Origin of the sequence: Microvirga sp. HBU67558, assembly GCF_018069605.1 — a bacterium.
GTDB lineage: Bacteria > Pseudomonadota > Alphaproteobacteria > Rhizobiales > Beijerinckiaceae > Microvirga > Microvirga terrae.
In genome coordinates this window covers 17,342-41,589 of record NZ_JAGPUP010000537.1, presented here as the reverse complement: position 1 = coordinate 41,589, position 24,248 = coordinate 17,342, and the positions used below count along the sequence as shown (strand labels likewise).

The 24,248-nt window shown below is 64.2% G+C and carries 20 protein-coding genes; 10 read left to right on the top strand and 10 right to left on the bottom strand.

The window, feature by feature from the left end; translation table 11 throughout:
• Positions 1–379 precede the first annotated feature (379 nt).
• Positions 380–685 (top strand): hypothetical protein, encoded by a 306-nt coding sequence (locus KBI52_RS19655; RefSeq protein ID WP_210272350.1) that lies wholly within the window; start codon positions 380–382, stop codon positions 683–685.
• Positions 686–748: 63 nt separating this feature from the next.
• Here KBI52_RS19655 and KBI52_RS19650 read toward each other — a convergent pair whose 3' ends face one another.
• Positions 749–1,672, bottom strand: coding sequence for a diacylglycerol kinase family protein (locus tag KBI52_RS19650; protein ID WP_210810746.1), 924 nt, complete (start codon positions 1,670–1,672; stop codon positions 749–751).
• A gap of 387 nt (positions 1,673–2,059) precedes the next feature.
• Here KBI52_RS19650 and KBI52_RS19645 point away from each other — a divergent pair, with 387 nt between their 5' ends.
• The 3 genes from KBI52_RS19645 (at position 2,060) to KBI52_RS19635 (ending at position 4,214) form a co-directional block, all read left to right on the top strand.
• Complete coding sequence (locus KBI52_RS19645) at positions 2,060–2,740, top strand: response regulator transcription factor (RefSeq protein ID WP_210810741.1); 681 nt, start codon at positions 2,060–2,062, stop codon at positions 2,738–2,740.
• Positions 2,741–2,941: 201 nt separating this feature from the next.
• Positions 2,942–3,520 carry a hypothetical protein gene (locus KBI52_RS19640; RefSeq protein WP_173949495.1) on the top strand — a complete coding sequence of 193 codons (579 nt, stop codon included), beginning with the start codon at positions 2,942–2,944 and terminating at the stop codon, positions 3,518–3,520.
• 229 nt (positions 3,521–3,749) lie between these two features.
• The gene (locus tag KBI52_RS19635) at positions 3,750–4,214 is read left to right on the top strand and encodes a GFA family protein (RefSeq protein ID WP_210810739.1); all 465 of its coding nucleotides are present in this window, start codon (positions 3,750–3,752) and stop codon (positions 4,212–4,214) included.
• A 110-nt stretch (positions 4,215–4,324) separates the two neighbouring features.
• On the opposite strand, the gene alaS is transcribed toward KBI52_RS19635, so the two are convergent.
• The 3 genes from alaS to cckA form a co-directional block, all read right to left on the bottom strand.
• A complete protein-coding gene (gene alaS, locus KBI52_RS19630; RefSeq protein WP_210810787.1) occupies positions 4,325–6,973 on the bottom strand; it encodes an alanine--tRNA ligase in 2,649 nt (882 codons plus the stop codon).
• 224 nt (positions 6,974–7,197) lie between these two features.
• Positions 7,198–8,292: a recombinase RecA gene (gene recA / locus KBI52_RS19625; protein WP_173949497.1), complete on the bottom strand. Its 1,095-nt coding sequence runs from the start codon at positions 8,290–8,292 to the stop codon at positions 7,198–7,200.
• Positions 8,293–8,464: 172 nt separating this feature from the next.
• Positions 8,465–10,996: a cell cycle histidine kinase CckA gene (gene cckA / locus KBI52_RS19620; RefSeq protein ID WP_210810738.1), complete on the bottom strand. Its 2,532-nt coding sequence runs from the start codon at positions 10,994–10,996 to the stop codon at positions 8,465–8,467.
• Between the two features lie 388 nt (positions 10,997–11,384).
• Between cckA and KBI52_RS19615 the strand changes: the two genes are divergently transcribed.
• Complete coding sequence (locus tag KBI52_RS19615; RefSeq protein WP_210810735.1) at positions 11,385–12,614, top strand: hypothetical protein; 1,230 nt, start codon at positions 11,385–11,387, stop codon at positions 12,612–12,614.
• Between the two features lie 76 nt (positions 12,615–12,690).
• On the opposite strand, the gene dksA is transcribed toward KBI52_RS19615, so the two are convergent.
• The 4 genes from dksA to KBI52_RS19595 form a co-directional block, all read right to left on the bottom strand.
• Entirely contained in the window at positions 12,691–13,110 is a 420-nt protein-coding gene (gene dksA / locus KBI52_RS19610; RefSeq protein WP_009489488.1) for an RNA polymerase-binding protein DksA, read from the bottom strand.
• 152 nt (positions 13,111–13,262) lie between these two features.
• Positions 13,263–14,249 (bottom strand): YcjF family protein, encoded by a 987-nt coding sequence (locus KBI52_RS19605; RefSeq protein ID WP_210810730.1) that lies wholly within the window; start codon positions 14,247–14,249, stop codon positions 13,263–13,265.
• On the bottom strand, positions 14,246–15,694 hold the full coding sequence (locus KBI52_RS19600; RefSeq protein WP_173949501.1) for a YcjX family protein: 1,449 nt from the start codon (positions 15,692–15,694) through the stop codon (positions 14,246–14,248). The genes KBI52_RS19605 and KBI52_RS19600 overlap by 4 nt, the downstream gene beginning before the upstream one ends.
• A 69-nt stretch (positions 15,695–15,763) precedes the next feature.
• Positions 15,764–16,822 carry a ferritin-like domain-containing protein gene (locus KBI52_RS19595; protein ID WP_210810718.1) on the bottom strand — a complete coding sequence of 353 codons (1,059 nt, stop codon included), beginning with the start codon at positions 16,820–16,822 and terminating at the stop codon, positions 15,764–15,766.
• A gap of 195 nt (positions 16,823–17,017) precedes the next feature.
• Between KBI52_RS19595 and KBI52_RS19590 the strand changes: the two genes are divergently transcribed.
• On the top strand, positions 17,018–17,542 hold the full coding sequence (locus tag KBI52_RS19590; protein ID WP_173949503.1) for a GNAT family N-acetyltransferase: 525 nt from the start codon (positions 17,018–17,020) through the stop codon (positions 17,540–17,542).
• Here the strand turns inward: KBI52_RS19590 and KBI52_RS19585 are convergent.
• Together KBI52_RS19585 and KBI52_RS19580 are read right to left on the bottom strand one after the other, a co-directional pair.
• Positions 17,539–18,063: a histidine phosphatase family protein gene (locus KBI52_RS19585; protein ID WP_173949504.1), complete on the bottom strand. Its 525-nt coding sequence runs from the start codon at positions 18,061–18,063 to the stop codon at positions 17,539–17,541. The genes KBI52_RS19590 and KBI52_RS19585 overlap by 4 nt on opposite strands.
• Positions 18,063–18,911: a MoxR family ATPase gene (locus KBI52_RS19580; RefSeq protein WP_173949505.1), complete on the bottom strand. Its 849-nt coding sequence runs from the start codon at positions 18,909–18,911 to the stop codon at positions 18,063–18,065. Before KBI52_RS19580 ends, KBI52_RS19585 begins: the two co-directional genes overlap by 1 nt.
• Positions 18,912–19,018: 107 nt before the next feature.
• On the opposite strand from KBI52_RS19580, the gene KBI52_RS19575 reads away from it, so the two are divergent.
• The 4 genes from KBI52_RS19575 (at position 19,019) to KBI52_RS19560 (ending at position 24,190) form a co-directional block, all read left to right on the top strand.
• The gene (locus tag KBI52_RS19575; protein ID WP_210810717.1) at positions 19,019–20,305 is read left to right on the top strand and encodes a cystathionine gamma-synthase family protein; all 1,287 of its coding nucleotides are present in this window, start codon (positions 19,019–19,021) and stop codon (positions 20,303–20,305) included.
• A gap of 225 nt (positions 20,306–20,530) precedes the next feature.
• Positions 20,531–22,321, top strand: coding sequence for a cation:proton antiporter (locus tag KBI52_RS19570; RefSeq protein ID WP_210810716.1), 1,791 nt, complete (start codon positions 20,531–20,533; stop codon positions 22,319–22,321).
• Positions 22,322–22,382: 61 nt separating this feature from the next.
• Positions 22,383–23,558 (top strand): VWA domain-containing protein, encoded by a 1,176-nt coding sequence (locus tag KBI52_RS19565; protein WP_210810713.1) that lies wholly within the window; start codon positions 22,383–22,385, stop codon positions 23,556–23,558.
• Positions 23,559–23,620: 62 nt separating this feature from the next.
• Positions 23,621–24,190 (top strand): hypothetical protein, encoded by a 570-nt coding sequence (locus tag KBI52_RS19560; protein WP_173949509.1) that lies wholly within the window; start codon positions 23,621–23,623, stop codon positions 24,188–24,190.
• Positions 24,191–24,248: the final 58 nt, after the last annotated feature.

Genomic DNA, 24,248 nt, shown 5'->3' with positions numbered 1-24,248 from the left:
AGCAAGCGACTGCGCGGTTGCGGGAGTTGAATACAGGAGAGCCTCTTGCAAAGCCATTGCATGATATCTTCAGGCCGGGAGGACAGTTGCTTGGCTCTCGATGGAGTTGGGCTTCGGAGGGAGCGCGGACCGTCACACGACCAGGATTCAACGAGCTGCTCGAAGCTCTCGGCTCAGATGCGCAATCCGTAACACCACCCCGATCTTATGAGGGTCTTTGGTATCAGCGGCCGGATGGCTCCATTTTTGGCCTCCGGTGAAGTCGCGATAATGGCATCACGATTGATGTCATTCGCAGCAATCATCCATCTGTTCTCAATGGAGAGAAGGTACACAAGCGGTGACTGAAGAACCAAGAAGTAAGCGCTTCGGCGACACGATGAGCGATTACATCGTGCAGGTCGCCAATGAATTGCCGCTCGATGCCGTGGGCATCTGGCAGATCGTGCCGGCAGGGCGTCTGGACTTCGATCTCGAAGGCGATGCTCTGACGGACTACGTTCGGCGCTGCATCGCAGAGCTTCTGTCGCGCGGAGCCGTACCGGTCATCGGCGGCGGACCCGACGGCGGGCATCATTGGATCCTCCAGCGCCAGTATGGCTTGCGGCCTGAAGAGATCCTCGAGAACGTGATCCGCGAATGGCTGGAGAATGGCGCGCAGGACGAGGATCCAGGCGGTCTGTGATTTGCCCTCGCTAAGGATGCCTGGGCGCCGCCTTCCTGAACCGCGCGTCACGGCACGCCTCCTTCAAGGCGCGATCACGGTGAGCGGATGCTCGCCCAGCCCAATCTCGAGCGGGAGGCACCCGCCGGGATCTCCGTCGAGCTGCGCCGGCTCGCCGTCATGGCCGGTGATGCGGACCGTTTGTGCCGCAACCGTCCGATAGTCGGGCATCCGGTTGAGATGTCCCATGACCATGCCGACAATGTAGGCAAGCGTGCTGAACCGCCCGCCGCGCAGGAAGAGGCAGACTTGGAGTTCCGGCCTCCCGACGGCGGCCTGTGGGGCGAGCTGAAATTCGCCGCCATAGAGCCTGCTCTTGGCCACGATGACGGAGCTTGCCTCCAGCACCTCCGCCTCATCGATCTCGACGCGATAGAGGCGCGGCACGTTGGCCACGAGTTCGCGGAATCCCTGCACGACATAGGCCAGCTTGCCGATCCTCCTCTTCAGGCGAAGGCTGGTGCGGCTGACGATATGCGCATCCATGCCGACACCGCACATGAGCGAGAAGTGCCGCCCATTCGCACGGCCGACATAGATGGTACGGGTGGCCCCGCGGGCGAGTAGCTGTGCCAGAGCCTCCGCCTGCTGTGGAATGCGCAGATCGCGCGACAGCACATTGGTGGTGCCGATCGGGATGATCCCGAGCGCCGGCGGGTTCTCCCGCGCCATCAGGCCATTGATCGCCTCGTTGATCGTCCCGTCGCCGCCGGCCACCACGACCGCGCCGATGTCAGGCCCGCAACTCCGCGCGGCGCACTCCGCATCGCCGGCGCGTGCGGTCTCCCGCAATGTGACCGTGGCCCCTTGTCTCTCCAGTTCGTCGAGGACGGCTGCGAGCCGCCGGCGCTGGCTCCGCCCTGCAGCCGGATTGAATATCACGAGCAGCCGACGGGCCGGTGAAGCGCGGGGCTCTGAGACTGCCGCGGAACCCTTCGTCCAGATCATTTCGGCGCCCTTGAAACGTTAGCGGGCCGACAAGGCTTCGTCCTGTTCCCCAGCCCCCGGGCGACGGCGCCCCGGTATGGCCAGCGAGGGCGCCCGACGGAGGGTCGGATGGCTGATCGATCGGCAGAGAGGGCATATCATAAAGGCGCCCTGGCGTCAGTCCTGAGCGGTGGGGAGCTCCGCGGCGACCCGCAACCGGCATGCCGGCCTGGCAAAAAGTAACCATCATTTCGAGCTAGGCGTCTTAACAAGCAGAGTGGGAAACATGGTATGAGAGCGGCTATCCCGCACTGCTCTGCTGTGTTGTTGCGTGTGGGTCGTAAAATGACTAAGCCCTTGGCACAGTCAGGGTCGCGGGACCCCGTCGTGGATCGGAAGCAGCATGCCATGCAGGTGAAAACGGTACTTTTGTGCAAGAGCTTCATGCTGCGCGTCGCTCTGGAACACATGTTGGCGGGAAGCGCTTTCGCGGTTCAGAACAAAGCCGATGACGAGAGCGAGCAGGATCGGCGGTCACAACGGAGCGGCGATCATCTGTTTATCCTGGATACCGCCTCGCCCCTCGACGAGACTTTAGCCGAAGTAACTAGTCTGAAATCACAGCATCCCGGCTCCCACGTTGTGGTTGTGTCCGACTCATTCGACGAGGGCATACTGGCGCGCCTGTGTGCCGAAGGCGCGGACGGCTTCTGCCTGACATCCAGCAACGAGAACATCCTGGTCAAGGCACTTGAGCTGGTGATGCTCGGGGAAGGCTATTTTCCCTCGGCTTCCGTGCGGAATTTCCTCGATAGAAGGATGACTTCGGCCGTTTGGAACCCGCCCAATCACCACGACGGGGAAGGCCCTGTCACCGACGGCGCCCTCAAGGAGCAACTGACGAGCCGGGAAGTCGAAATCCTCGGATTTCTGATGAATGGAACGAAAAACCGGGATATTGCCGTCAGCCTCAACCTGTCGGAGGCGACGATCAAAGTCTACATCCAGGGTATCCTGAAGAAGATCGGTGCACAGAACCGCACTCAGGCTGCGATGTGGGCAACGAGCGCACTATTGCCGAAAGCATAGCCTGCATCGAGCCTGCCTGATGCTCGCAGGCTTTGGTCGATCTGCTTCCGAACGGTTTCTGCTCCCGACTTATCGATACTTTCGTCGAGGGTCGGCGAGCATTTGCTTCTATTTACATTTGCCGCTGCGCATCTACTTGGCTCTCCTGATCCGTTCGATGACATCTGTTAAGAAGCATCATTGTTCAGCTGAGAGGTGCATATGACCGACGAGGAGGTGGAAGCCGTCGCCCGTGCCTTCTACGAGAGCCTTGAGAACGCGCGTGGCTGGGCGACCGAACCCGTATTCCTGAAGGAACGCTTCCGGGAGCACGCCCGCATCGCGATAGCGGCGGTCGAACAGTACGAGGCGATAACGCAGCCCAAGATCGCGCCGCTGACCGTGGCAGTGCCACTCGAGCGAGCCAGCGGCTATCTGATGCAAGCCGCCGATGTCAGCATCTTGCCGGGGTCAACGTTCCGTGCGGTGCTCAAGGGACCAAGCCACATATACCATGAAGCAAATGCCGACTACTTCAAACTCGTCGGGCACCGGAACCTCTTCACCATGCCTGTTCGGGATGCGCTCCCGGAACTGGCCGGCCAGGGCTATTATGAACTGCTTGATCGGGTCTACACCACGAGACAGACCTTCGTCGGCCAGTTCCTGCCGATCAGCCTGCAGATGGTGCCTCTAGGCGCGTTGGAGGAGCGCCGGATCGACCTGGTCTACCGCCCGATCCAGAATCGGGGCGGAGAGATGCTCGGCCTGTTCGTCGAAGGCTGCGACCGGACGCTGTGATCCTGCAATGGCGACGGTGTCCCGGCAGGGGGCGGAGTTCGAATGGACCCGTCCGTCCCTGTGACGGAGCCGAGCGGATTGGATGGCTTTCGAATGTGAATTCTGCCTCGTTCGTCGTTCGCATTCGTCTTCGATCGCTCCGCTCCGTGGGAGGGCAACGGCCTGAGAGGGACTTGACGAACGTCTCCTCGAAGCGCCCCTCTGGCACAACCGACACAGGAGTTCATTGATGACGGACAGCAAAACATCCGCAATGACCGGCGGCTGCCAGTGCGGCGCGGTGCGTTACGCCCTCATGTCCGAGCCGACCCATGCCAGCATCTGCCACTGCCGCATGTGTCAGAAGGCCTTCGGCAATTATTTTGCGCCGCTCACTGGGGTGCCGCGAAGGGATTTGGTCTGGACCAAGGGGCGTCCTGGTATCTTCAGGAGCTCGGAGGCCGTGGAGCGTGGCTTCTGCCGGGACTGCGGGACGCCCCTCACCTTCGCCTATGTGGAGCGCGACCGGATCACCGTCTCGATCGGCAGCCTCGACGAGCCCGAGCGGGTCACACCGGAAATCCAGTATGGAGTCGAGAGCAGGCTTCCGGCCTTCGAAATGCTGCATATCCTGCCCGGGCAGCGGACGGAGGACGGTGCCACCCCGGAGGAACTGCGGAAGATGGCCTCCCGCCAGCACCCGGATCATGATTGAGGGCACTCCGAAACGGCATCACCGACCATTCGCCGGCACCCCCGCTTCCATCGGGCGCCACGCTCTTTGGATATGAATGGCCGGCACGAGGCCGGCCATGATCGTCGCTTCTAAGCGGCCGCCAGGGCCGCCTCGATAGCGGCCAGCGCCGCTTCCGCTTGGGCACCATCCGGGCCGCCGGCCTGGGCCATGTCGCGCCGTCCGCCGCCGCCTTTGCCGCCAAGCTTTTCGGAGCCGACGCGCACGAGGGCGACCGCATCCACCTTCGCGGTCAGGTCCTCGGTGACGCCGACCACGATACCGGCCTTGCCGTCCTCCGCCACGCCGACGATCGCGACGACGCCCGAGCCGAGGCGCTTCTTGCCCTCGTCGGCGAGGCTCTTGAGGTCCTTCATCTCGACGCCGGTGACCGCCCGGGCCATGAGCTTGATGCCGGCGATGTCCTTGACGGGATCGCTCTCGCCGCCACCGCCGCCCATGGCGAGCTTGCGACGGGCCTCGGACAAATCCCGCTCCAGCTTCCGGCGCTCTTCCAGAAGCGCCGTCAGGCGTGAGGAGACCTCGTCGACCGGTGCCTTGAGAAGGCCCGCCACCTCGCGCAGTCTGCGGCTCTCCTCCGCGAGGTGGCGCCGGGCGGCATCACCGGTCATGGCTTCGACGCGGCGGACACCTGCCGCAACGGCATTCTCGCCCACGATGGTGATGACGCCGATATCGCCCGTGCGGTTCACGTGCGTGCCGCCGCAGAGTTCGACCGAGAAGGCCTTGTTGGTCTCGCCCTTGCCCATGGAGACGACGCGGACCTCGTCGCCGTATTTCTCACCGAAGAGCGCGCGCGCGCCGGACTCGATCGCCTCGTCGACCGCCATGAGCTTGGTGACGACGGGCTCGTTCTGGAGCAGCACCCTGTTGGCGATCTCCTCGACGCGGGCGAGCTCCGCGTCCTCAATGGGCTTCGGATGGCTGAAGTCGAAGCGGAGGCGCTCGGGCGCCACCAGCGAACCCTTCTGGGCCACGTGATCGCCAAGCACCTGGCGCAGGGCCTCGTGCAGGAGATGGGTGGCCGAATGGTTGGAGCGCACGGCGAAGCGACGCTCGCGGTCGACGATCAGCTCCAGAGACTGATTGAGCTTCAGGGAACCGTGCTCGACGGTGACATGGTGCACGAAGAGGTCGCCGAGCTTCTTCTCGGTGCCTGTCACGAAAACCCGGGCGCCCTCGCCCTGCATGATGCCGGTGTCACCGACCTGACCGCCGGATTCCCCGTAGAACGGCGTCTGGTTGAGGACCACGAGACCGGTCTCGCCGGCCTTGAGCTCCGCCACCTCCTGTCCGTCCTTCAGGAGCGCCAGGACGATGCCTTCGGCGGTTTCCGTATCGTAGCCGAGAAACTCGGTCGCGCCGGTGCGTTCCTTGACCGAGAACCACACGGTCTCCGTCGCCGCCTCGCCTGAACCGGACCAAGCCGCCCGGGCCTTCTCGCGCTGGCGCTTCATGGCGGCGTTGAAGGCGTCCGTGTCGACGCCGATGCCCCGGGGCTTGAGCGCATCCTGGGTCAGGTCGAGCGGGAAGCCATACGTATCGTAGAGCGTGAAGGCTGTGTCGCCGGACAGGTTCTGACCCTTGCTCAGCTCACGGCTTTCCTCGTCGAGGATTGACAGGCCACGCTCCAGGGTCTTGCGGAAGCGGGTCTCCTCCAGCTTCAGGGTCTCGGTGATCAGCGCCTCGGCGCGGACAAGCTCCGGATAGGCCTGCCCCATCTCGCGCACCAGGGCGGGCACGAGGCGGTACATGATCGGATCCTTGGCTCCCAGAAGCTGCGCGTGACGCATGGCGCGACGCATGATCCGGCGGAGCACGTAACCGCGGCCCTCGTTCGACGGCAGCACGCCGTCGGCGACGAGGAAGGACGAGGCGCGCAGGTGGTCGGCGATCACCCGGTGCGAGGCCTTGCGGTCGCCCTCGGGCGCCACGCCGGTGGCATGGGCCACAGCCTCGATGAGGGTGCGGAACAGGTCCGTATCATAGTTGGAATAGACGCCCTGCATGATGGCCGAGATGCGCTCCAGGCCCATGCCGGTATCGATGGACGGCCTGGGAAGGCCGATCCGGTTGCCGGGCTCGATCTGCTCGTATTGCATGAACACGAGGTTCCAGAACTCCAGGAATCGGTCGCCATCCTCCTCCGGGCTTCCCGGCGGGCCGCCCCAGAGCTTGTCGCCCTGGTCGATGAAGATCTCCGAACATGGACCGCAGGGGCCGGTATCGCCCATCTGCCAAAAATTGTCCGAGGTCGGAATGCGGATGATCTTGGAATCCGAAAAGCCGGCGATCTTCTTCCAAAGGTTCGCCGCCTCGTCGTCGTCGTGATAGACGGTGACGAGGAGCCTGTCCTTCGGCAGGTTGAATTCCCTGGTGATCAGCCCCCAGGCAAGCTCGATGGCCTGCTCCTTGAAGTAGTCGCCGAACGAGAAGTTGCCGAGCATCTCGAAAAAGGTGTGGTGGCGCGCCGTGTAGCCCACATTGTCCAGGTCGTTGTGCTTGCCACCGGCACGGACGCATTTCTGCGAGGTGGTCGCGGTGCTGTAGGGCCGCTTCTCGACGCCGGTAAAGACGTTCTTGAACTGCACCATGCCGGCGTTCGTGAACATCAGGGTCGGATCGTTGCGCGGCACCAGGGGGCTCGAGGCCACGACCTCATGGCCGTTCTTGGCGAAGTAATCGAGAAAGGCCGACCGGATTTCGTTGACGCCGTTCATGTTCATGGGTTTTCAAACTTAAGGTAAAGGGGCTTTTGGGGCCGAAAGATCTTGGTGGTGGCTGGTTTTAGCCGTCTGCGCCCGCCCTGTCGAGGCGGCGTGTCGTCTAATCTCCCGGGTCCTGCTCCGCGATCCGGGGGCGAGATCGAGACAGATCGGAAAACGAAAAGACCGCCGCGATCTCTCGCGACGGCCTCTCTTTGCCCTTGAAGGAGAGCAAAAGCTTATTCTGCGGAACCTTCGTCCAGGTCGTCGGCGGTCGGGGTCGCCTGCTCCAGGATGCGATCGGCGAGCAGACCGGCATTCTGGCGGATGAGCGCCTCGATCTTGCCGGCCACCTCAGGATTGTCGCGCAGGAACTGCTTGGCGTTCTCGCGGCCCTGGCCCAGGCGCTGGCTGTCGTAGGAGAACCAGGCGCCGGACTTGTCGACGATGCCGGCCTTGACGCCGAGGTCGATGAGTTCGCCCACCTTGGACACGCCTTCGCCGAACATGATGTCGAACTCGACCTGCTTGAAGGGCGGAGCCACCTTGTTCTTCACGACCTTCACGCGGACCTGGTTTCCGATCGGATCGTCACGATCCTTGAGGGTCGAGACGCGACGGATGTCGAGGCGCACGGACGCGTAGAACTTCAGGGCGTTGCCGCCCGTCGTAGTCTCGGGGCTCCCGTACATGACGCCGATCTTCATGCGGATCTGGTTGATGAAGATCACCATCGTGTTCGAGCGCGAGATCGAACCGGTGAGCTTGCGCAGGGCTTGGCTCATGAGGCGGGCCTGGAGGCCCGGCTGGACCTCGCCCATCTCTCCGTCGAGTTCCGCCTTCGGGGTGAGCGCCGCAACCGAATCGATGACGAGCACGTCGACCGCGCCGGACCGGACCAGCGTATCGGCGATCTCGAGCGCCTGCTCACCCGTATCGGGCTGCGAGATCAGGAGATCGTCCAGGTTGACGCCGAGCTTGCGGGCGTAGACCGGATCCAGAGCATGCTCCGCGTCCACGAAGGCGCAGACGCCACCCTTCTTCTGAGCCTCGGCAATGGTGTGCAGGGCCAGGGTCGTCTTGCCGGAGGATTCCGGTCCATAGATCTCGATGATGCGGCCGCGGGGCAGGCCACCGACGCCAAGCGCGATGTCGAGGCCGAGAGAACCGGTCGAAACGGTCTCGATTTCCACCGGCTGCTGGCCCTTGCCGAGCCGCATGATCGAGCCTTTGCCGAAGGCGCGCTCGATCTGGGACAGCGCCGCGTCGAGAGCTTTCGATTTATCTTTATCCATTGATGAGCTTTCCACCAGTCGCAGGGAGGACTGTGACATGACCTGACATCCTTATGGCATGGAGGAGGAGTGAATCTCAACGCGGTGTTGAGAGAATATATGTACTCACTTTGTTCCCCCTTACAAGTTCTTTTTTCGTTCTCATCCGCGAATTCACAGCTCTTGGGCAGGGCACGACGCCGCAGGGTTAACAATGAGTAAAAACAGTTGGTTAGCGCACCATCACCTGCTTCACGATCTCGACCAGCTGGCGCAGGCTGAAGGGCTTGGGCAGGAAGTTGAACTCCTCCCCTTCCGGAAGGTTCTTGCGGAAGGCTTCCTCGGCATAGCCGGACACGAAGATCACCTTCAGGCCCGGGTAGAGCTTGCGCAGCTCGCCGAGCAGGGTCGGGCCGTCCATTTCCGGCATGACCACGTCGGAGACCACGAGATCGACCGGGGCGCCGCGCTCCTGGATGATCTCCAGAGCCTCGATTCCGGAGGCAGCCTCAAGCACGGTGTAGCCGCGGGCGGAGAGCGCCCGGGCGTTGACAGCGCGGACGGGGTCCTCGTCCTCGACCAGAAGAATGGTGCCCTGCCCGGTCATGTCGGCGGCCGGCTTCTTCGGCGCATCGGCCTTCGATTCCTCGGGCGCATCCTGCACGTCGGGAACATGGCGCGGCAGGTAGATGCGGAAGACCGTGCCCTGTCCGGGCGTCGAGTCCACGTCGATATAGCCGCCTGACTGCTTGACGATGCCGAAGACCGTCGAGAGGCCGAGCCCGGTTCCCTTGCCGACTTCCTTGGTAGTGAAGAACGGCTCGAAGATCTTCTCAACCACGTCGGGCGTCATGCCCGAGCCCGTATCGGACACCTCGACGACGACGTAATCGGCCGGCGGCATCGCGCTCACGTTGAGTCGGGCGGCCTCCGTGGCCGCCACATTCGCCGTGCGGATTGCGAGCTTGCCGCCGCCCTGCATCGCGTCGCGGGCGTTGACGGCGAGGTTCACCACCACCTGTTCGAACTGGTTCACGTCCGCCTTAACGAACCAAAGGTCGCGGCCGTGGCTCAAATCGAGCTCCACGCGCTCGCCCAGCAGGCGCTTGAGCAGCATGGAGAGATCATAGAGCCGGTCGTTGAGGTTCAGCACTTCCGGCCGCAGGGTCTGGCGGCGGGAGAAGGCGAGCAGCTGGCGGACGAGACTCGCGGCCCGGTTCGCGTTCTGCTTGATCTGCATGATGTCCTGGAAGGACGGATCGGTCGGCCGGTGATTGGCGAGCAGCAGGTCGCTGTAGCCGATGATCGCCTGCAGCACGTTGTTGAAGTCATGCGCGACGCCGCCGGCGAGCTGCCCGACCGCGTTCATCTTCTGAGACTGGGCGAGCTGCTCCTCCACTTTCCGGAAATCCGTCGTGTCGAGAGCGTAGAGGATCGCCGTCTCGCCTTCGGCACCAGTATCGCCAACGGGCGTGACCCAGACCCGGACGGAGCCAGCGTTCTCTCCAGTGGTCTGAAGCTCCAGGGGCGGAATGTCGCCCTTGTTCTCCGCCGCCGCCTTAAGGGCAATCTCGATGGGACCGCGCTCGCGGAACGTGTCGAGGATGGATGCCCCGGTGACACCGCCCTCACCCCCACGGATCAGCGTGCCGAACAGCTTGGAGAACGGCGCGTTCGCATGAACGATCCGGCCGGTCTGATTGACCGTCGCGATGGCGATAGGCGTGTTGTTGAAGAACCGGGCGAAGCGCACCTCGGCAGCCCGCTGTCCCTCGTCGACTTCCCCACCGGCTGAGCGATTGAGGACAAGGGTCCGGGAAGCTCCCATCCTGCCGTCCTGCCCGAAGGCAATCCGGTGGTAAAGGCGCACGGGGAGAAACTGGCCGTTGCGGCGGCGCAGGTCGAGATCGAACGTCTCCGTGCGAACGCTGCCCGGCTCGCCGGAAAACGACGTCATCATCGACACGACATCGCGAGGCACGATGTCGGCGAGGCTCAGCCCTCCCGAGCCGACCTGGGCGAGATCATAATCGAGCCATGAGGCAAGAGTGGCGTTCAGGTAGATGATCGATCCCTCGGGATCGACCGAGAGAAAGCCCGCGGGGGCGTGATCGAGGTAATCGATGGCATGCTGGAGTTCCTGGAAAACGTTCTCCTGCCGCTCGCGCTCATGGGTCACCTCGCAGATGGTCCAGAGTGCCGCAAACCGCCCGTTGGGGCGCGATACGGAGCGTACGCGCACGCGGTACCAGCCGAACTCGTGGGCACCGTTCAACGAGGGCGAAAGACGGATTTCCTCCGTGCCCGTGCGATGCTCCCGCGCGGCCTGGGCCAGCCGGTAGATCGCCTCGGAGACTTCGGGCGCCCCCATGAACAGGCGCTCGACCGGACGCACCTCTCCTCCCTGCAAGCCCGCGTAAGAGAGGTAAGATTCGTTGGCATAGGTGACGCGCCCGTCGTCCTCGATCACGACGAGGCCGTCCGTCGACGTATCGGCCATGAGCTTGGTGATATCGTTGCGCGCGGTCTGTCCTGAAAACTGCACGACCCCGATCGACATCGCGAAGAGGAAGAACACACCGGCCATCGCGAAGAACGCAAGGAGGCCGAGGATGAGAGGCTGAACTTGGTCCATGCCGAGGAAACGCAGGCTCAGGGTCGCGCCGACAAGGATCCCAGCCAGGAGCAGGACCCACCCGATATGGCCGTGGCGCTCGGAACGGTCGATGGCCGAGATTTTTGGCGTGTCGCCCTCGTAAGCCATGGAATGTCAAAATCCTCAACGGAGGCGGTGGTGCCCTATGGCGCCGGCTGCAATGTTGCAGCCAGTCGCGTGATCTCTGCCGCTCATCTTACACACGAATCGTTGATCGACCTCTAAGGCGGAGCCAGGATCCGATGCAAGGGCCGGACTGCACGGTGAACACCACCGTATGACGATTTCGCCATAGGAAATCCCTATTTTCCTTGATGAAAGGGCCAAGAGACCCATCTTGGTCCCATCGTCGAGGCCCGATCCTCATCCGCATGCCCGTTTAATGAAGCCCGGTTCCGTTAACCATTTGTTAACCTTGCGGCTGGCTTTGACGGTCAATGTGGTACAAACACCACGGAACGGGCCTGCACGGCCTGCAAACACTTGAGAGTACATCGTGTCATCTCTTTTCGGTATCGAAGCGTCACGGGCAGTCCAATTCGCGATTGCGTTCGCGATCATTCTGATCCTGCTCGTGCTCTTCGGTGTAGTCTTCCGCAAGCTGACAGGCGCCAGACTGATGATGCCCGGCAGCGACCGCGGTCGCGGCAGCCGCCAACCGAGGCTCGGCATCGTCGACGTATACGATCTCGACCGGCAGCGGCAGCTTCTCCTTCTCCGTCGTGACAATGTCGAACACCTTCTTCTCATCGGCGGGCCCAACGACGTCGTCATCGAAACCAATATCGTTCGCGTCGCCGGTGCCCGCATTCCGGCACCCTCCAACGACACAGGCGTGGAACGGTTCGAGCCGACGCTCGATCAGCCTCCCCGCCCCCCACAGGTCGAGCCCAACGGCCGCCCCTCCATCGAAACCCAGCTCGCCGCCCAGCTCGGTGCTTTCGTGCGGCGTCCTTCGGAGGAATCCGAGATCGACCAGGAACTCGCACCCGTCGCGACGGTGAGCGCTCCGGTTCCAGCTCATCCTGAGCCCGCGCTGAAACCTGATGCTGTGGCAGTCTCGGCCGCCCCTGCCATCCAAGGCCTGCGCGCCGAGGCGAGGACACCCTCGGTCCACAATGCTCAACCCGCTGCAGTTCCGCCCGTGGAGCGCCCGGAGCCGCGCCCGAGCATGGCACCTCCTCCGTTCCAGTCGCGCCCGACGCCGGTTCCCCCGCCCCCTCCTGCTCCACCGGAACCGATCCGAGAGCCGGCACCGATTGACCGTCCAGCCGTGACCGAGCGGCCCGCTCCCGGCGCAGGTCTCCTGTCGGATATGGCAAAGCAGCTCGAAGAGGCGCTGAAGCGCCCCGCGAACCCCGTCCCCCCGCCTCCGGTCGCACCAGCGCCTGAAGCCGACACATCCGAGCCTGAGGGTGTTCAGGATGAGGACGAGATCCTCGAGCCGACGCCGGCCGACACGGAGCATGTCGCCGTGTACGACCGCCGGGACGAAGACAGCCGCGCTCCGATCCCGGAGCCCGCGCCTCCGGCCAGACCAACGCCGGCCCCCGAGCCGATCCGACCGGTGCCGCCCCCTCCGCCTGTGACGGCTCCCCTCCCGCCGCAGGCGAAGGAGCCGCCCGCTGCTCCCCAGAAGCCGACGGACCCGTTTTCCGTCGAAGATATAGAGGCGGAGTTCGCCCGCCTCCTGGGACGCCCGCTCGACACCTCCAAGAAAGAGTGACGCGTCCCGACGGACGCGAGACGCAAAGAAAAAGGGCTCCGCAAGCGGAGCCCTTTCGATGTGGTGCTAAAGGATCTCAGTCGTCCCGGTAGACCCGTTCGTTGCGCTCGTGACGCTCCTGCGCCTCGAGGGACAGCGTTGCGATGGGACGCGCTTCCAGGCGCTTCAAGGAGATCGGATCCCCGGTCTCCTCGCAATAGCCGTAGCTCCCATCCTCGATCCGCGCGAGCGCGGCATCGATCTTGGCAATGAGCTTGCGCTGGCGATCCCTGGCACGAAGCTCGATGGCGCGGTCCGTTTCCGAGGAGGCGCGATCCGCGAGGTCAGGATGGTTCTCGTTCTCGCTCTGCAAGGTGGCGAGGGTTTCCTGAGCCTCTTTGAGGATATCATGCTTCCAACGGATCAGCTTGCGCCTGAAGTACTCCCTTTGCCGTTCATTCATGAAGGGCTCGTCTTCTGTCGGACGATAACCCTCATCAATCACGATGTCTGTCATGTTCAGCCGTTCTTCCCCGATGAACCGTGGCGCCCCTATATAGGCAAGCAGGGTCGGCGACAACGATATTAAGCGTCATCGATTTGTCTAAGTGGCCCGAGCACCTCTTTTGCACCTTGGAAAGGGCGGGCGCGCACGATTTGCCGCACCCATCAGGAGGAGGCCGCCTCCGCCCGGCTGATAAGCTCCCCGGCGACATCGCCGATCTTGGGAGTCTCCTCCCGGATGAACGGGAGCGGACGGCAGACGGACAGCGCTGCGAGGCCGAAGCGGGCGGTCATGAGCCCGTTCAGCACCCCCTCCCCGAGCTTGGCCGAGATTCGCGCCGCAAGGCCCAGGCCCAGCACCTGCTGCATGAGGCTGTCGCCCACGGCCATTCCTCCCGTGACAGCGAGGTGGTTGAAAGCCGCCTTGGCGAGGCGCAGGAACCCAAACAGGCCGGGCCGCCCGCCATAGATTCGCGAGAGGGTCCGCAGCAGCCGCACCGCCGCGAAGATCACGAAGGCCACATCCACGACGGCCCGGGGGCTCACCGCCGTGACGAGGGAGACCTGCTTCGCCGCTCCGGCAATGGCCCGCTTGGCCTGGACGTCGAGGGGCGCCAGCAGCTCGCGCTCGGCAATGGCAAGCCGGTCGTCCGCATCGATGATCTCGTCGGTCAGGCCGCGCAGGCGCGCGCTCCCCGGCGCCGCCGAGGCGCGGCCGCCATAGAGGCTCAGAAGATCGGCCACGATGCTCTTGGCGGCCTTGTGGTCCTTGACCGCAAGCGCATCGATAGCAGCCTCCCGTAGGCCTTCGATCTTTTGCTCGCGCCAGATCCCCGCCACCTCGCGGCCAATGATGGCCACGAACGCCAGGAGGGCGATGATCGCGAGGCCGAGCGCCACCCAGCCGAGCCACGGCGCGATGGTATAGAGCTCGACGATCAGGTTCTCGACTGCGAGCCCGAGGCCCAGAACGAGGAGGCCCGACAAGGCGGAAACCAGGATTCCGATCCAGGGGGCACGGCGCTTCTCGCCCATGGGCACCAGGACGCCGTCCGCGGCTTCGATGGCGTCGAAGGGCTCCTCCGTGACCTGCACGGCGCCGGCCGTGACGTTCGGATCGTCGAGACGATAGGCGCGAGGTTGGCGGCTCATGCGAAGCGATCCCCCAGAAGGAATTCAAGGGCCCGGTCGAGACGGATGTGAGGCATCTTGGCCATGCGGCCCGCAGCATCGACCGGCAGTTTCGGTGGGCGGAAGCGTGGAAATCGGAACGAGCCCGGAGGTATCGCGCCCTGGAACACGGCTTCGGGCGTTTCCGGCAGTTCGCCCGGGAAGATCGCGGCTTCCGCCTCGCCGTCGAAGATGTCGTCCCCCACCCGCTCGCCAGCCTCGGGAACGCCGGCCACGGCGCGCAGGGTTTCGCGGCCTTCGCGAATCGTCGTCTCGCGGGTCGCGCGCACGGAGGCGAGCGCCACCGTTCCGACCCGCGCGCCGGCAGCCTCAGTCCGACGAGAGGCGCGGTTCACGAGAAGGCGCAGGATCGCGTCCAGACGGTCGTGATCAGTGTGGTGGATGTGATCGGCCTTGGTCGCCGCGAACAGGACCCGGTCGGCCCGCGGTGAGAACAGGCGGGACAGCAGCGTGTTGCGCCCGGTCCGGAAGGCCATGAGCACCTGATCCAGCGCCTCCTCCAGTTCCGCTAGGGCCACCGGACCAGCGTCAATAGCGGCCAGAACGTCGACGAGAACGATCTGTCGGTCGATGCGCTGGAAATGGTCGCGAAAGAAGGGACGGACCACATGGGTCTTGTAGGCCTCGAAGCGTCGTTCCATGAGGGCTGCGAAGCTGCCTGGCGCGATCGGCTGCCCTTGAGGCAGGTCAAGCGGCGCGAAGGTCAGCGCGGGCGAGCCCGCGAGGTCGCCCGGCATGAGGAACCGGCCCGGCGGCGTGGTGGCGACGGCCTCCGAGCCGGCGCGCAGGGCCGTAAGATAATCCTTGAACGCCTCGCTCGCCCTCGAGGCGAGCATCTCGTCGGAAGTCCCCAAGGGATCGAGGGTTTTCAAGGTTTCGTGCCAGTTCCCGGCAACAGGGACGCGGTCACGCTTGCGGCTTGCTTCGATCGTCTGACGGGACCATTCGGCGTAGCCGGCATCGAGGAGGGCAAGGTCGAGGAGCCATTCGCCCGGGTAATCCACGATGTCGAGGGCGAGCGAAGCCGGTCCTGTCCGCCAGCCGGATTTCCGTTCGAATTCCACATCCACGCGCAACTCGCTGATCCGGTTAGTGGATTGCGGCCAACGACGGCTCTCGGTGAGGGCCTCCATGTGCTCCTCGTAGGGAAAGCGCGGTACCGCGTCATCCGGCTGATGGGCGAGATGGGCCCGCCGGATCCGTCCCTCGGCGGAAGCCCTGAAGGCAGGCAGGCTCGTGCCGCGGGTGAGGTGATGGACGAGCGCGGTGGTGAAGACCGTCTTGCCGGACCGGGCAAGCCCCGTGACACCGAGGCGGAGGGAGGGCTGGATCAGCTGCCCCGAAGCCTCCCAGAGCGATTGCGCAGCGGACCCGGCGCGGGAGGCGAAATCGGTGATGACGGACACGTAGATGAACCTAATGCTCTCAAGCCAAGCTCGAAGGTGGGGCTTGAAGTCCTAACGTGCAAGACAGCGTCAGTGCTCCACGCTCGGCACAGGTACCCGGGAGAGATCCGCTTTCCTCTCATCGGACCTCGCATTCTCCTTCAGCCTAGCGGCTGCCCGCTCGACGGCCTCTTCCACCAGATCGGGGCTGGCGCGCAGTGCCCCGAGCTCGAAGGCCGACATCGCCAACATCACATGGGTCAGGTTCGGTTGAGGCGTGCCGTCCTCGGCGAACAGCTTGAGATCGTCGGTGGGCTTCAACCCGAGACCTTCGACCATCCGGCCGGCGTAGTTGCGATGGCGCTGTTCTTCGGACGGACAAGCGGTAGCCACCTGAACCTTCTGGCTGGGCTTCGGAGCCGCCGAGGCGGTGACCGCCGATTCCGTCGCCGGTCTGCGCCGGGCGACGGCCTGCGGCGGCGCCTTCGGCTTTTCGCCCATGCCTTCGGCGATGCTCGGCACCCGGAATTGCGGCGTCCTCGCCGCCATCGGGATCACCATGGAGACCCGGCCCGGCCTGCCCCCGGGGCCGGCTTTTGCCGTATACCGCACACCGCCGCCCTTCTTGCGGCGCGAGGCGAGATACTGGGCCCGCACAGTGCCGCCGATGCCTCTGACGGCCAGCATGGCGATCCCCCCGATGCCCGTCGCGACGCCGCATTCGGCCGGGGCCCAGCGGCGGACGATATCGAGGGCGGACTTGCGGTTGAACTCCAGGTAATAGCGCCGCAGCAGGGTGGCGGCGGCGTCGGCTCCGTGGTCGGCGGAGATGAAGCCCACATGCCCCTCGCCATCTGTCGCGAGTTCGCCGTTCCAGCGAGCGCTCTTGATGCACCAGTAATTATTGAGCTTGACGCAACGGGTGACGAAGGGACGCTCGGCCTTGAGAAGGGCCGCCATGGCGACGACCGGCTTCGGCTCCAGGGCAGCCATCGCCTCCCGGCGCCAATTCGTGACTTCGCGGCGCTCCGGCTCATAGCGCGCCTGCAGGGCTTCTGCCTCCCGGACGGGCTGCGACGATGTTTCTCCCGCCCCGTGATCATCCCCGGGCAGGAGGGCGCGCACCGCAAGGGCGATCGCAAGAACCATCTGAGGCGTCATGGTAAGGATCAGCCCCCGCTTCGGCCGAAAAGAATGGAAAGGCTTTCAGGCAGAACGATGGTAGGGCTGATCGGTTCAGTCTCAATGCGTGATGCTGGTCCTTCGGCAGCAATCGAAGTCTAATGGTCCGACCGCTCGGTGAGGAGCCACCGACATCTCGCATCGACCGTTCCGCAGGGATCCATGTCCGCCACCATTACCATTCGACGTTTGCAGCACACGGACGCGTCGGCCTACCAGGAACTGCGGCTCGAAGCGCTGCAGACCAACCCGGAAGCCTTCGGCTCCAGCTACGAGGAGGAAGCGCCTCTCGCCCTCGAGGCGATCGAGGCTCGCATTTCCTCGTCGGGTCCGAACGCCATCTTCGGGGCCTTTTCCGAACGGAGGCTCGTCGGCATGGCGGGATTTGCCGTCTATGAGCGGATGAAGGCCCGCCACAAGGGCGTCCTCTGGGGCGTCTTCGTAAGACCGGAATGGCAGGGGCGGCACGTCGGGAGAGACCTGGTCCAGCGTGTGATCGACCATGCCTCCCGGCACGTGATCATGCTCGAAGCGGCTGTCGGCCTCACGAATGAGAACGCCCGGCGGACCTATCATGGTCTCGGATTCAGGCCCTACGGCATTGAGCGCAAGGCCCTCAGGGTCGGAAGCGTCTTCCACGACGAGGAACTGCTCTATCTGGATCTCCCACGGCCGGGAGACGTCTAATCGTCCTCGCCGTTCCCCAGAGATTTGGGCGTCACGAAGCGCTCCAGCGTACCGGACTTCGGCTTGATTGCGCTCCAGGCCTCAAGCGGGAAATCAATGACGGCAAGGCCGGCAGTCGGGTATTTCTGGCCGAGCCGCAGGATCCCGTCGATATCGCCTTCGCCGATGAGAAGCTTCGCGAGTTCCTCGAAGCCCGGATTGTGGCCGATCATCAGCAGGGTCCGAACCCCAGGCTCCACCTCCTGCACGACATCCAGGAGCCGCCCGACGGGAGCTTCGTAGATCCGCCCGTCGCGACGGGTTTGGATGTCGCCGAGGATGGACTGAACCCGTTCCCAGGTCTCCTCCGTGCGACGGGCCGGCGAGAGGATGACGAGATCAGGCTCCAGGCGCTCCCTCTTGAGATAGGTGCCCATAACGGGAGCCGCCTCCTGGCCCCGCTTGGCCAGAGGCCGGTCGAGGTCGAGGACACCGGAGGGCCAGGCGGCCTTGGCATGACGGAGGAGCAGGAGGCGAAGCATCAGCGCCCGTCCCGTCTGGCGATGAAAGCCAGCTTCTCGAACAGGCTCACATCCTGCTCGTTCTTCAGCAACGCCCCATGAAGCGGCGGGATGAGCTTGCGGGTGTCGCGCTCCCGCAACTGCTCGGGGCCGATGTCCTCGGAGAGCAGGAGCTTGAGCCAGTCGAGCAGCTCCGAGGTGGAGGGCTTCTTGCGCAGACCAGGAACGTCCCGCACCTCGAAGAAGATCTTCAGGGCTTCCTCGACCAGTCGGTGCTTGATGCCGGGATAGTGCACCTCGACGATCCGACCCATGGTCTCGGCGTCTGGGAACTTGATGTAATGGAAGAAGCAGCGGCGCAGGAAGGCATCCGGCAGCTCCTTCTCGTTGTTGGACGTGATGACCACGATGGGTCGCTGGGCCGCCTTCACGGTCTCGCCGGTCTCGTAGACGAAGAACTCCATGCGGTCGAGCTCGAGCAGGAGGTCGTTCGGGAATTCGATGTCGGCCTTGTCGATCTCGTCGATGAGCAGTACGGGACGCACCTCGGACGCGAAGGCCTCCCACAGTTTGCCGCGCTTGATGTAGTGACGGATATCGGACACCCGGGAATCGCCGAGCTGGCTGTCGCGCAGGCGGGACACCGCATCATACTCGTAAAGCCCCTGCTGGGCCTTGGTGGTCGACTTGATGTGCCAGGTCAGGAGCGGTGCGTTCAGGCTCCGGGCGATCTCTTCGGCCAGAACGGACTTGCCCGTTCCGGGCTCCCCCTTCACCAGGAGAGGCCGCTCCAGGGTGATGGCGGCATTGACCGCCACCGTTAGGTCCTCGGTCGCCACATAGGTCTCGGTTCCGGCAAAACGCGCCATTCTCACCATTCCTCGGTTTCATCCAGACCCTAATTCCTGCCGCTGCCTTTCGGCAATCGCCTTCATAGGGTAAGCCCATGACAAACAAACCGGGAGGATAACGACCTATGGCCAATAACCGCTACCACAAGGACCGCATCGGCAATCACAAGCTGAGGCCCGAGACCCTCATGCTGGGCTACGGGTATGATCCGACCCTGTCGGAGGGCGCAGTGAAGCCTCCGGTATTCCTCACCTCGACCTTCGTGTTCACCAGCGCCGAGCACGGCAAGGAGTTCTTCGATTACGTGGCGGGCCGCCGCGAGCCCCCGCAGGGCGAGGCCGCGGGTCTAGTCTATTCGCGCTTCAACCACCCCAACTCCGAGATCGTCGAGGACCGGCTCGCCATCTTCGAGGAGGCGGAGGCTGGCCTCCTGTTCTCCTCCGGCATGTCGGCGATCTCCACGACGATCCTGGCGTTTGCCCGGCCCGGCGACGTGATCCTTCACTCGCAGCCGCTCTACGGCGGCACCGAGACCCTGATCGCCAAGACGCTGGCCAACATGAACATAGGGGCCGTCGGTTTCGGCGACGGCGTGGACGAGACCGGCATTCGCGCGGCAGCAACCGAAGCTCAGGCCAAGGGCCGCGTCTCGGTCATCATGATCGAAACGCCCTCCAACCCGCTCAACACGCTGGTGGACATCGCCCTGATCAAGAGGATCGCCGACGAGATCGGCACCGCTCAGGGCCATCGCCCGGTGATCGTCTGCGACAACACCCTTCTCGGCCCCCTCTTCCAGAAGCCGCTCAAGGACGGGGCCGACATCTCGGTCTATTCACTGACGAAATACGTGGGCGGCCATTCGGACCTGATCGCCGGCGCGGCGCTCGGATCCAAGGACCTGATGAAGACGGTGCGCCTGCTGCGCTCGGCCATCGGCACCCAGCTCGACCCCCATTCCTGCTGGATGATTGGGCGTTCCCTCGAAACGCTCGCCCTGCGCATGAGCGCGGCGAACCGGAACGCGGAGATCGTGGCACAGTTTCTGCACGAGCACCCAAGCGTGGTGAGGGTGCACCATCTCGCCTATCTGCCCGAGGGCTCACGGGCCCGACAGGTGTACGAGGCCCAGTCCGACGCGCCCGGCTCCACCTTCTCCTTTGACGTGAAGGGCGGCGAAGCCGAGGCCTTCCGGGTCCTCAACGCGCTCCAGGTGTTCAAGCTCGCGGTGAGCCTCGGTGGCACCGAGTCGCTGATCTCGCACCCGGCTTCCACGACCCATTCCGGGGTCCCGAAGGCAACCCGGGACCGGCTCGGCGTCTCCGACGCCACGATCCGCGTCTCCATCGGCATCGAGCACCCGAACGATCTCGTGGCCGACCTGGCGCAGGCGCTGGCGACGCTGGATTAGCCATCCCCATCTTGCTTATCAGCATCCCCGGCCCTGAGCCGGGGATCCAGGTCTCCTGCTGCTTTGTGCCAAGTTGGCCGGGATCTCTCCGGCCATGACGATCAGGGGCGATCATGATGAAAACCCATGCGCTCATGTCGCGCCCACCATGCCGTCGGGAGCGGCATTAACCCCTTGCGCATCACTTGGACGTAGAAGGACAATATCTCTGACCGGAAGGAAGCAATGGCCGCTGCGATAGACCTGCACGCCTATCAGGAACCCATTCTTTTTCTGGCAACGGCAGGCATCGTCGTCCCCCTGTTTCACCGGCTCAAGGTCAGCCCGGTCCTGGGGTTCCTGGCGGCAGGCGCGTTGCTGGGGCCCTACGGTCTTGGGCGTCTCATGCCGAGCTACCCTTGGGTCGACTGGCTGACCTTCACGGACCCGGAGGGGACCTCGCGGCTGGCCGAGTTCGGCGTGGTCTTCCTCCTGTTCACCATCGGCATCGAGCTGTCCTGGCAGCGCCTGCGCCTCCTGCGGCGCATGGTGTTCGGGTTTGGCACGCTCCAGGTCGTGCTCTGCACCCTCGCCTTGAGCCTGTTCGCGTATAAGAGCGTCGCCACCGTGACGGCGGCCGCCATCATCGGCATCGCCCTGGCTTTGTCCTCCACGGCCATCGTCCTGCCGGTCCTCGCGGAACAGAGGCGCCTCAACACCTCGCCGGGACGCGCAAGCTTCTCAGCCCTGCTCTTCCAGGATCTGGCCGTGGCGCCGATCCTGCTCACCATCGCGGTCCTGGACATCCGGCAGCCGGAAGTCACCACCCTGACCCTGGTCACGTCACTTCTTCAGGCGGCGCTGGCCCTGGCCGTCATCGTGGTGCTCGGACGCATCGTCCTGCGGCCCTTCTTCCAGATGGTCTCGACGACGAAAAGCCCTGAACTGTTCATGGCGGCCTGCCTGCTCGTTGTGCTGGTCACGAGCCTCGTCGCGGCTGCGAGCGGCCTGTCCATGGCGCTGGGCGCTTTCATTGCCGGCATTCTCCTGTCGGAAACCGAGTATCGGCGCGCCGTCGACACGACGATCCAGCCCTTCAAAGGCCTGCTCTTGGGCGTCTTTTTCGTCTCGGTCGGCATGAACCTGGACGTCGTGCGGTTTCTGGAGGCGCCGCTGACAATCCTTGGGATCGCCACTCTGGTGGTCGCCGTCAAGAGTGTGATCATCTTCTGGCTGAGCCGCCCGTTCGGGCTCAATGCGGCCGAAGCCGCCGAGACGGGGCTGCTGCTCGGCCCCGGCGGCGAGTTCGCGCTGGTCATCCTCGGCAGCGCCATGGCGGCCGGACTGGTTCCCGGCGAAGCGGGCCAGAGCCTCCTGATCGTGACCACGCTCACCATGGTGGCGATTCCCTTCTTCGCCCGGCTGGGACGCCGCCTGAGCCGCCGGCTGGAGAAGAAGCGTCCCCTCGACCCGGCGATCACGGTTCCACCCCCGCCGGAGGAGCCCGGACGTGTCATAGTGGCCGGTTATGGCCGTGTCGGCCAGCTCGTCGGCGACATGCTTCAGCGGCACAAGGTGCCTTATCTCGCCATCGACCTCGACCCGGCCCGCGTGGCCGAACAACGCAGAGCCGGTAAGCCGGTCTATTTCGGGGACGGGTCCTATCCCGAGTTCCTGCGCGCCTGCGGCATCGAGCAGGCGCGCGCCCTCGTCATCACCCTTGACACTCCGAGTGCCATCGGGGCGTTGGTCGCGGCCGCCCGGCAGGAGCGGTCGGACATTACCATCGTGTCCCGCGCCCGCGACGACAAGCACGCCGCTCAGCTCTACGATCTCGGCGTCGACGATGCGGTGCCTGAGACCATTGAGGCCTCCCTGCAGCTGAGCGAGGCGGTTCTGACGGATATCGGAGTTCCGATGGGGTTGGTCATTGCCTCGATCCATGAGCGGCGCGACGAATTCCGCGAGGTTCTTAAGAAGAACACCCGCAATCCGGAGCGCATCGAATTCAGGGCCCGTCGGACGGTTGGAAAGTGAGAGCAAGGTCCGAGCCTTGGATCGGCCTTGACCTTCCTCCGCAATGCCGGACACTGGCCCGATGTTTCTGACCTTCTTCACAGAGCTGCGCGCAGCCAAGGTGCCGGTCTCCTTCCGGGAGTATCTGTCCCTGCTGGAAGCGCTCGACCGTGACCTTGCGGACAAGAGCGTCGAGGAATTCTACTATCTCTCCCGTACCTGCCTGGTGAAGGACGAACGGCATTTCGACCGTTTCGATCAGGTGTTCGCCCATGTGTTCAAGGGTATCGAGAGCATGGGCCACGCGGTCGACGAGACCGGCATTCCCGGAGAATGGCTGCGCAAGCTCGCGGAGCGCTACCTCACGGAGGAGGAGAAAAAGCAGATCGAAGCCATGGGCTGGGAAAAGCTCTGGGAGAACCTGAGGGAGCGCCTGAAGGAGCAGAAGGGCCGCCACCAGGGCGGCAACAAGTGGATTGGGACCGCCGGCACCTCCCCTTACGGCGCCTACGGCTACAACCCGGAAAGCATCCGGATCGGGCAGGACAAGAACCGCAGCTTCCGTGCCGTGAAGGTGTGGGATAAGCGAGAGTTCAAGGATTTCGACGACAGTGTCGAGCTCGGCGTCCGCAACATGCGCATCGCCCTGCGCCGTCTGCGCCGTTTCGCCCGGACCGGCTCGGCCGAGGAGCTGGACCTGGATGGGACGATTCAGGAATCGGCTCACAAGGGCTATCTCGACGTGCGCCTACGCCCCGAGCGCCGCAATGCCGTGAAGGTTCTGCTCTTCCTCGATGTGGGGGGCTCCATGGACTGGCATGTCGAAGCCGCCGAGGAGCTGTTTTCGGCCGCGCGCCTCGAGTTCAAGCATTTCGAGCACTTCTACTTCCATAACTGTGTTTACGAGAACCTCTGGAAGGACAATTGCCGCCGTTTCGACGAGGTGATCCCCACCCTCGACGTGATCCGCACCTATCCGTCCGATTACCGGTTGGTCTTCGTGGGCGACGCGTCCATGAGCCCTTATGAGGTCACCCATCCCGGCGGCTCGGTGGAGCATTGGAACGAGGAGCCCGGTCAAGCCTGGATCCGGCGCGTTCTCGACCACTTCCCGAAAGCCGTGTGGCTGAACCCGGTGCCGCAGCCGCACTGGGGTCACACGCAATCCATAACCCTGATCCGACAGCTCTTTGGGGAGCGCATGTACCCGCTCACTCTCGAAGGCATCGACCACGCGATGCGGGAACTGGTCCGCTAACGTCCCACGGCCGAGCCGGCTGGGGGGTTTGCGGAACGGATGCTGCGCCGCTAAGAAGCCGCATGACCACGACCTTTACCCACAGCCCCAAGCCCTTCGGGGGGCCGATTTCCTTCACCCTCAGGGGCGAGAAGCTCACCGTGGATTCGGGCCGCAAGGTGCATGAGGTCCAGCTCGGGGCCGTCAGCACCGTTCGCATGACGTTCGAGCCCGGCCGGCTGGCACAGAAATCATTTCGCACGAAGGTGGTCATGAAGGACGGCAAGTCCTTCACGTTCAGCTCGCTCGATTGGAAGAGCCTGGTGGAGGCCCAGGAGCTCACCCAGGAATACCGCGCCTTCGCCCAAGCCCTCTGTGAAGCCATCGCCCAGGCCAACCCGCAGGCGAAGTTCGTGGCCGGAAAACCCCTAGGGCTCTGGCTGCCCACCTCGGCGCTTGCCATCGCGTCGCTCGTCGCCATGGCGTATTTGATCTGGCAGGCTCTGCGCATGGGCGCGACGGGCGTTGCGCTGCTGGGAGGGTTGTTCGCGGTCGTGGGCGTTTGGCAGATTGAGCCGATGATCAGGCTCAACAAGCCCCGCCCGTTCCGCGCCGGGGAGCTGCCGGCGGAGCTTCTGCCTAAGGCTCCTTGAAGGATGAGAATCCCGTAATCAGCGTCGCACCGCCCTTGTGTCGACGATCTCGATCGCT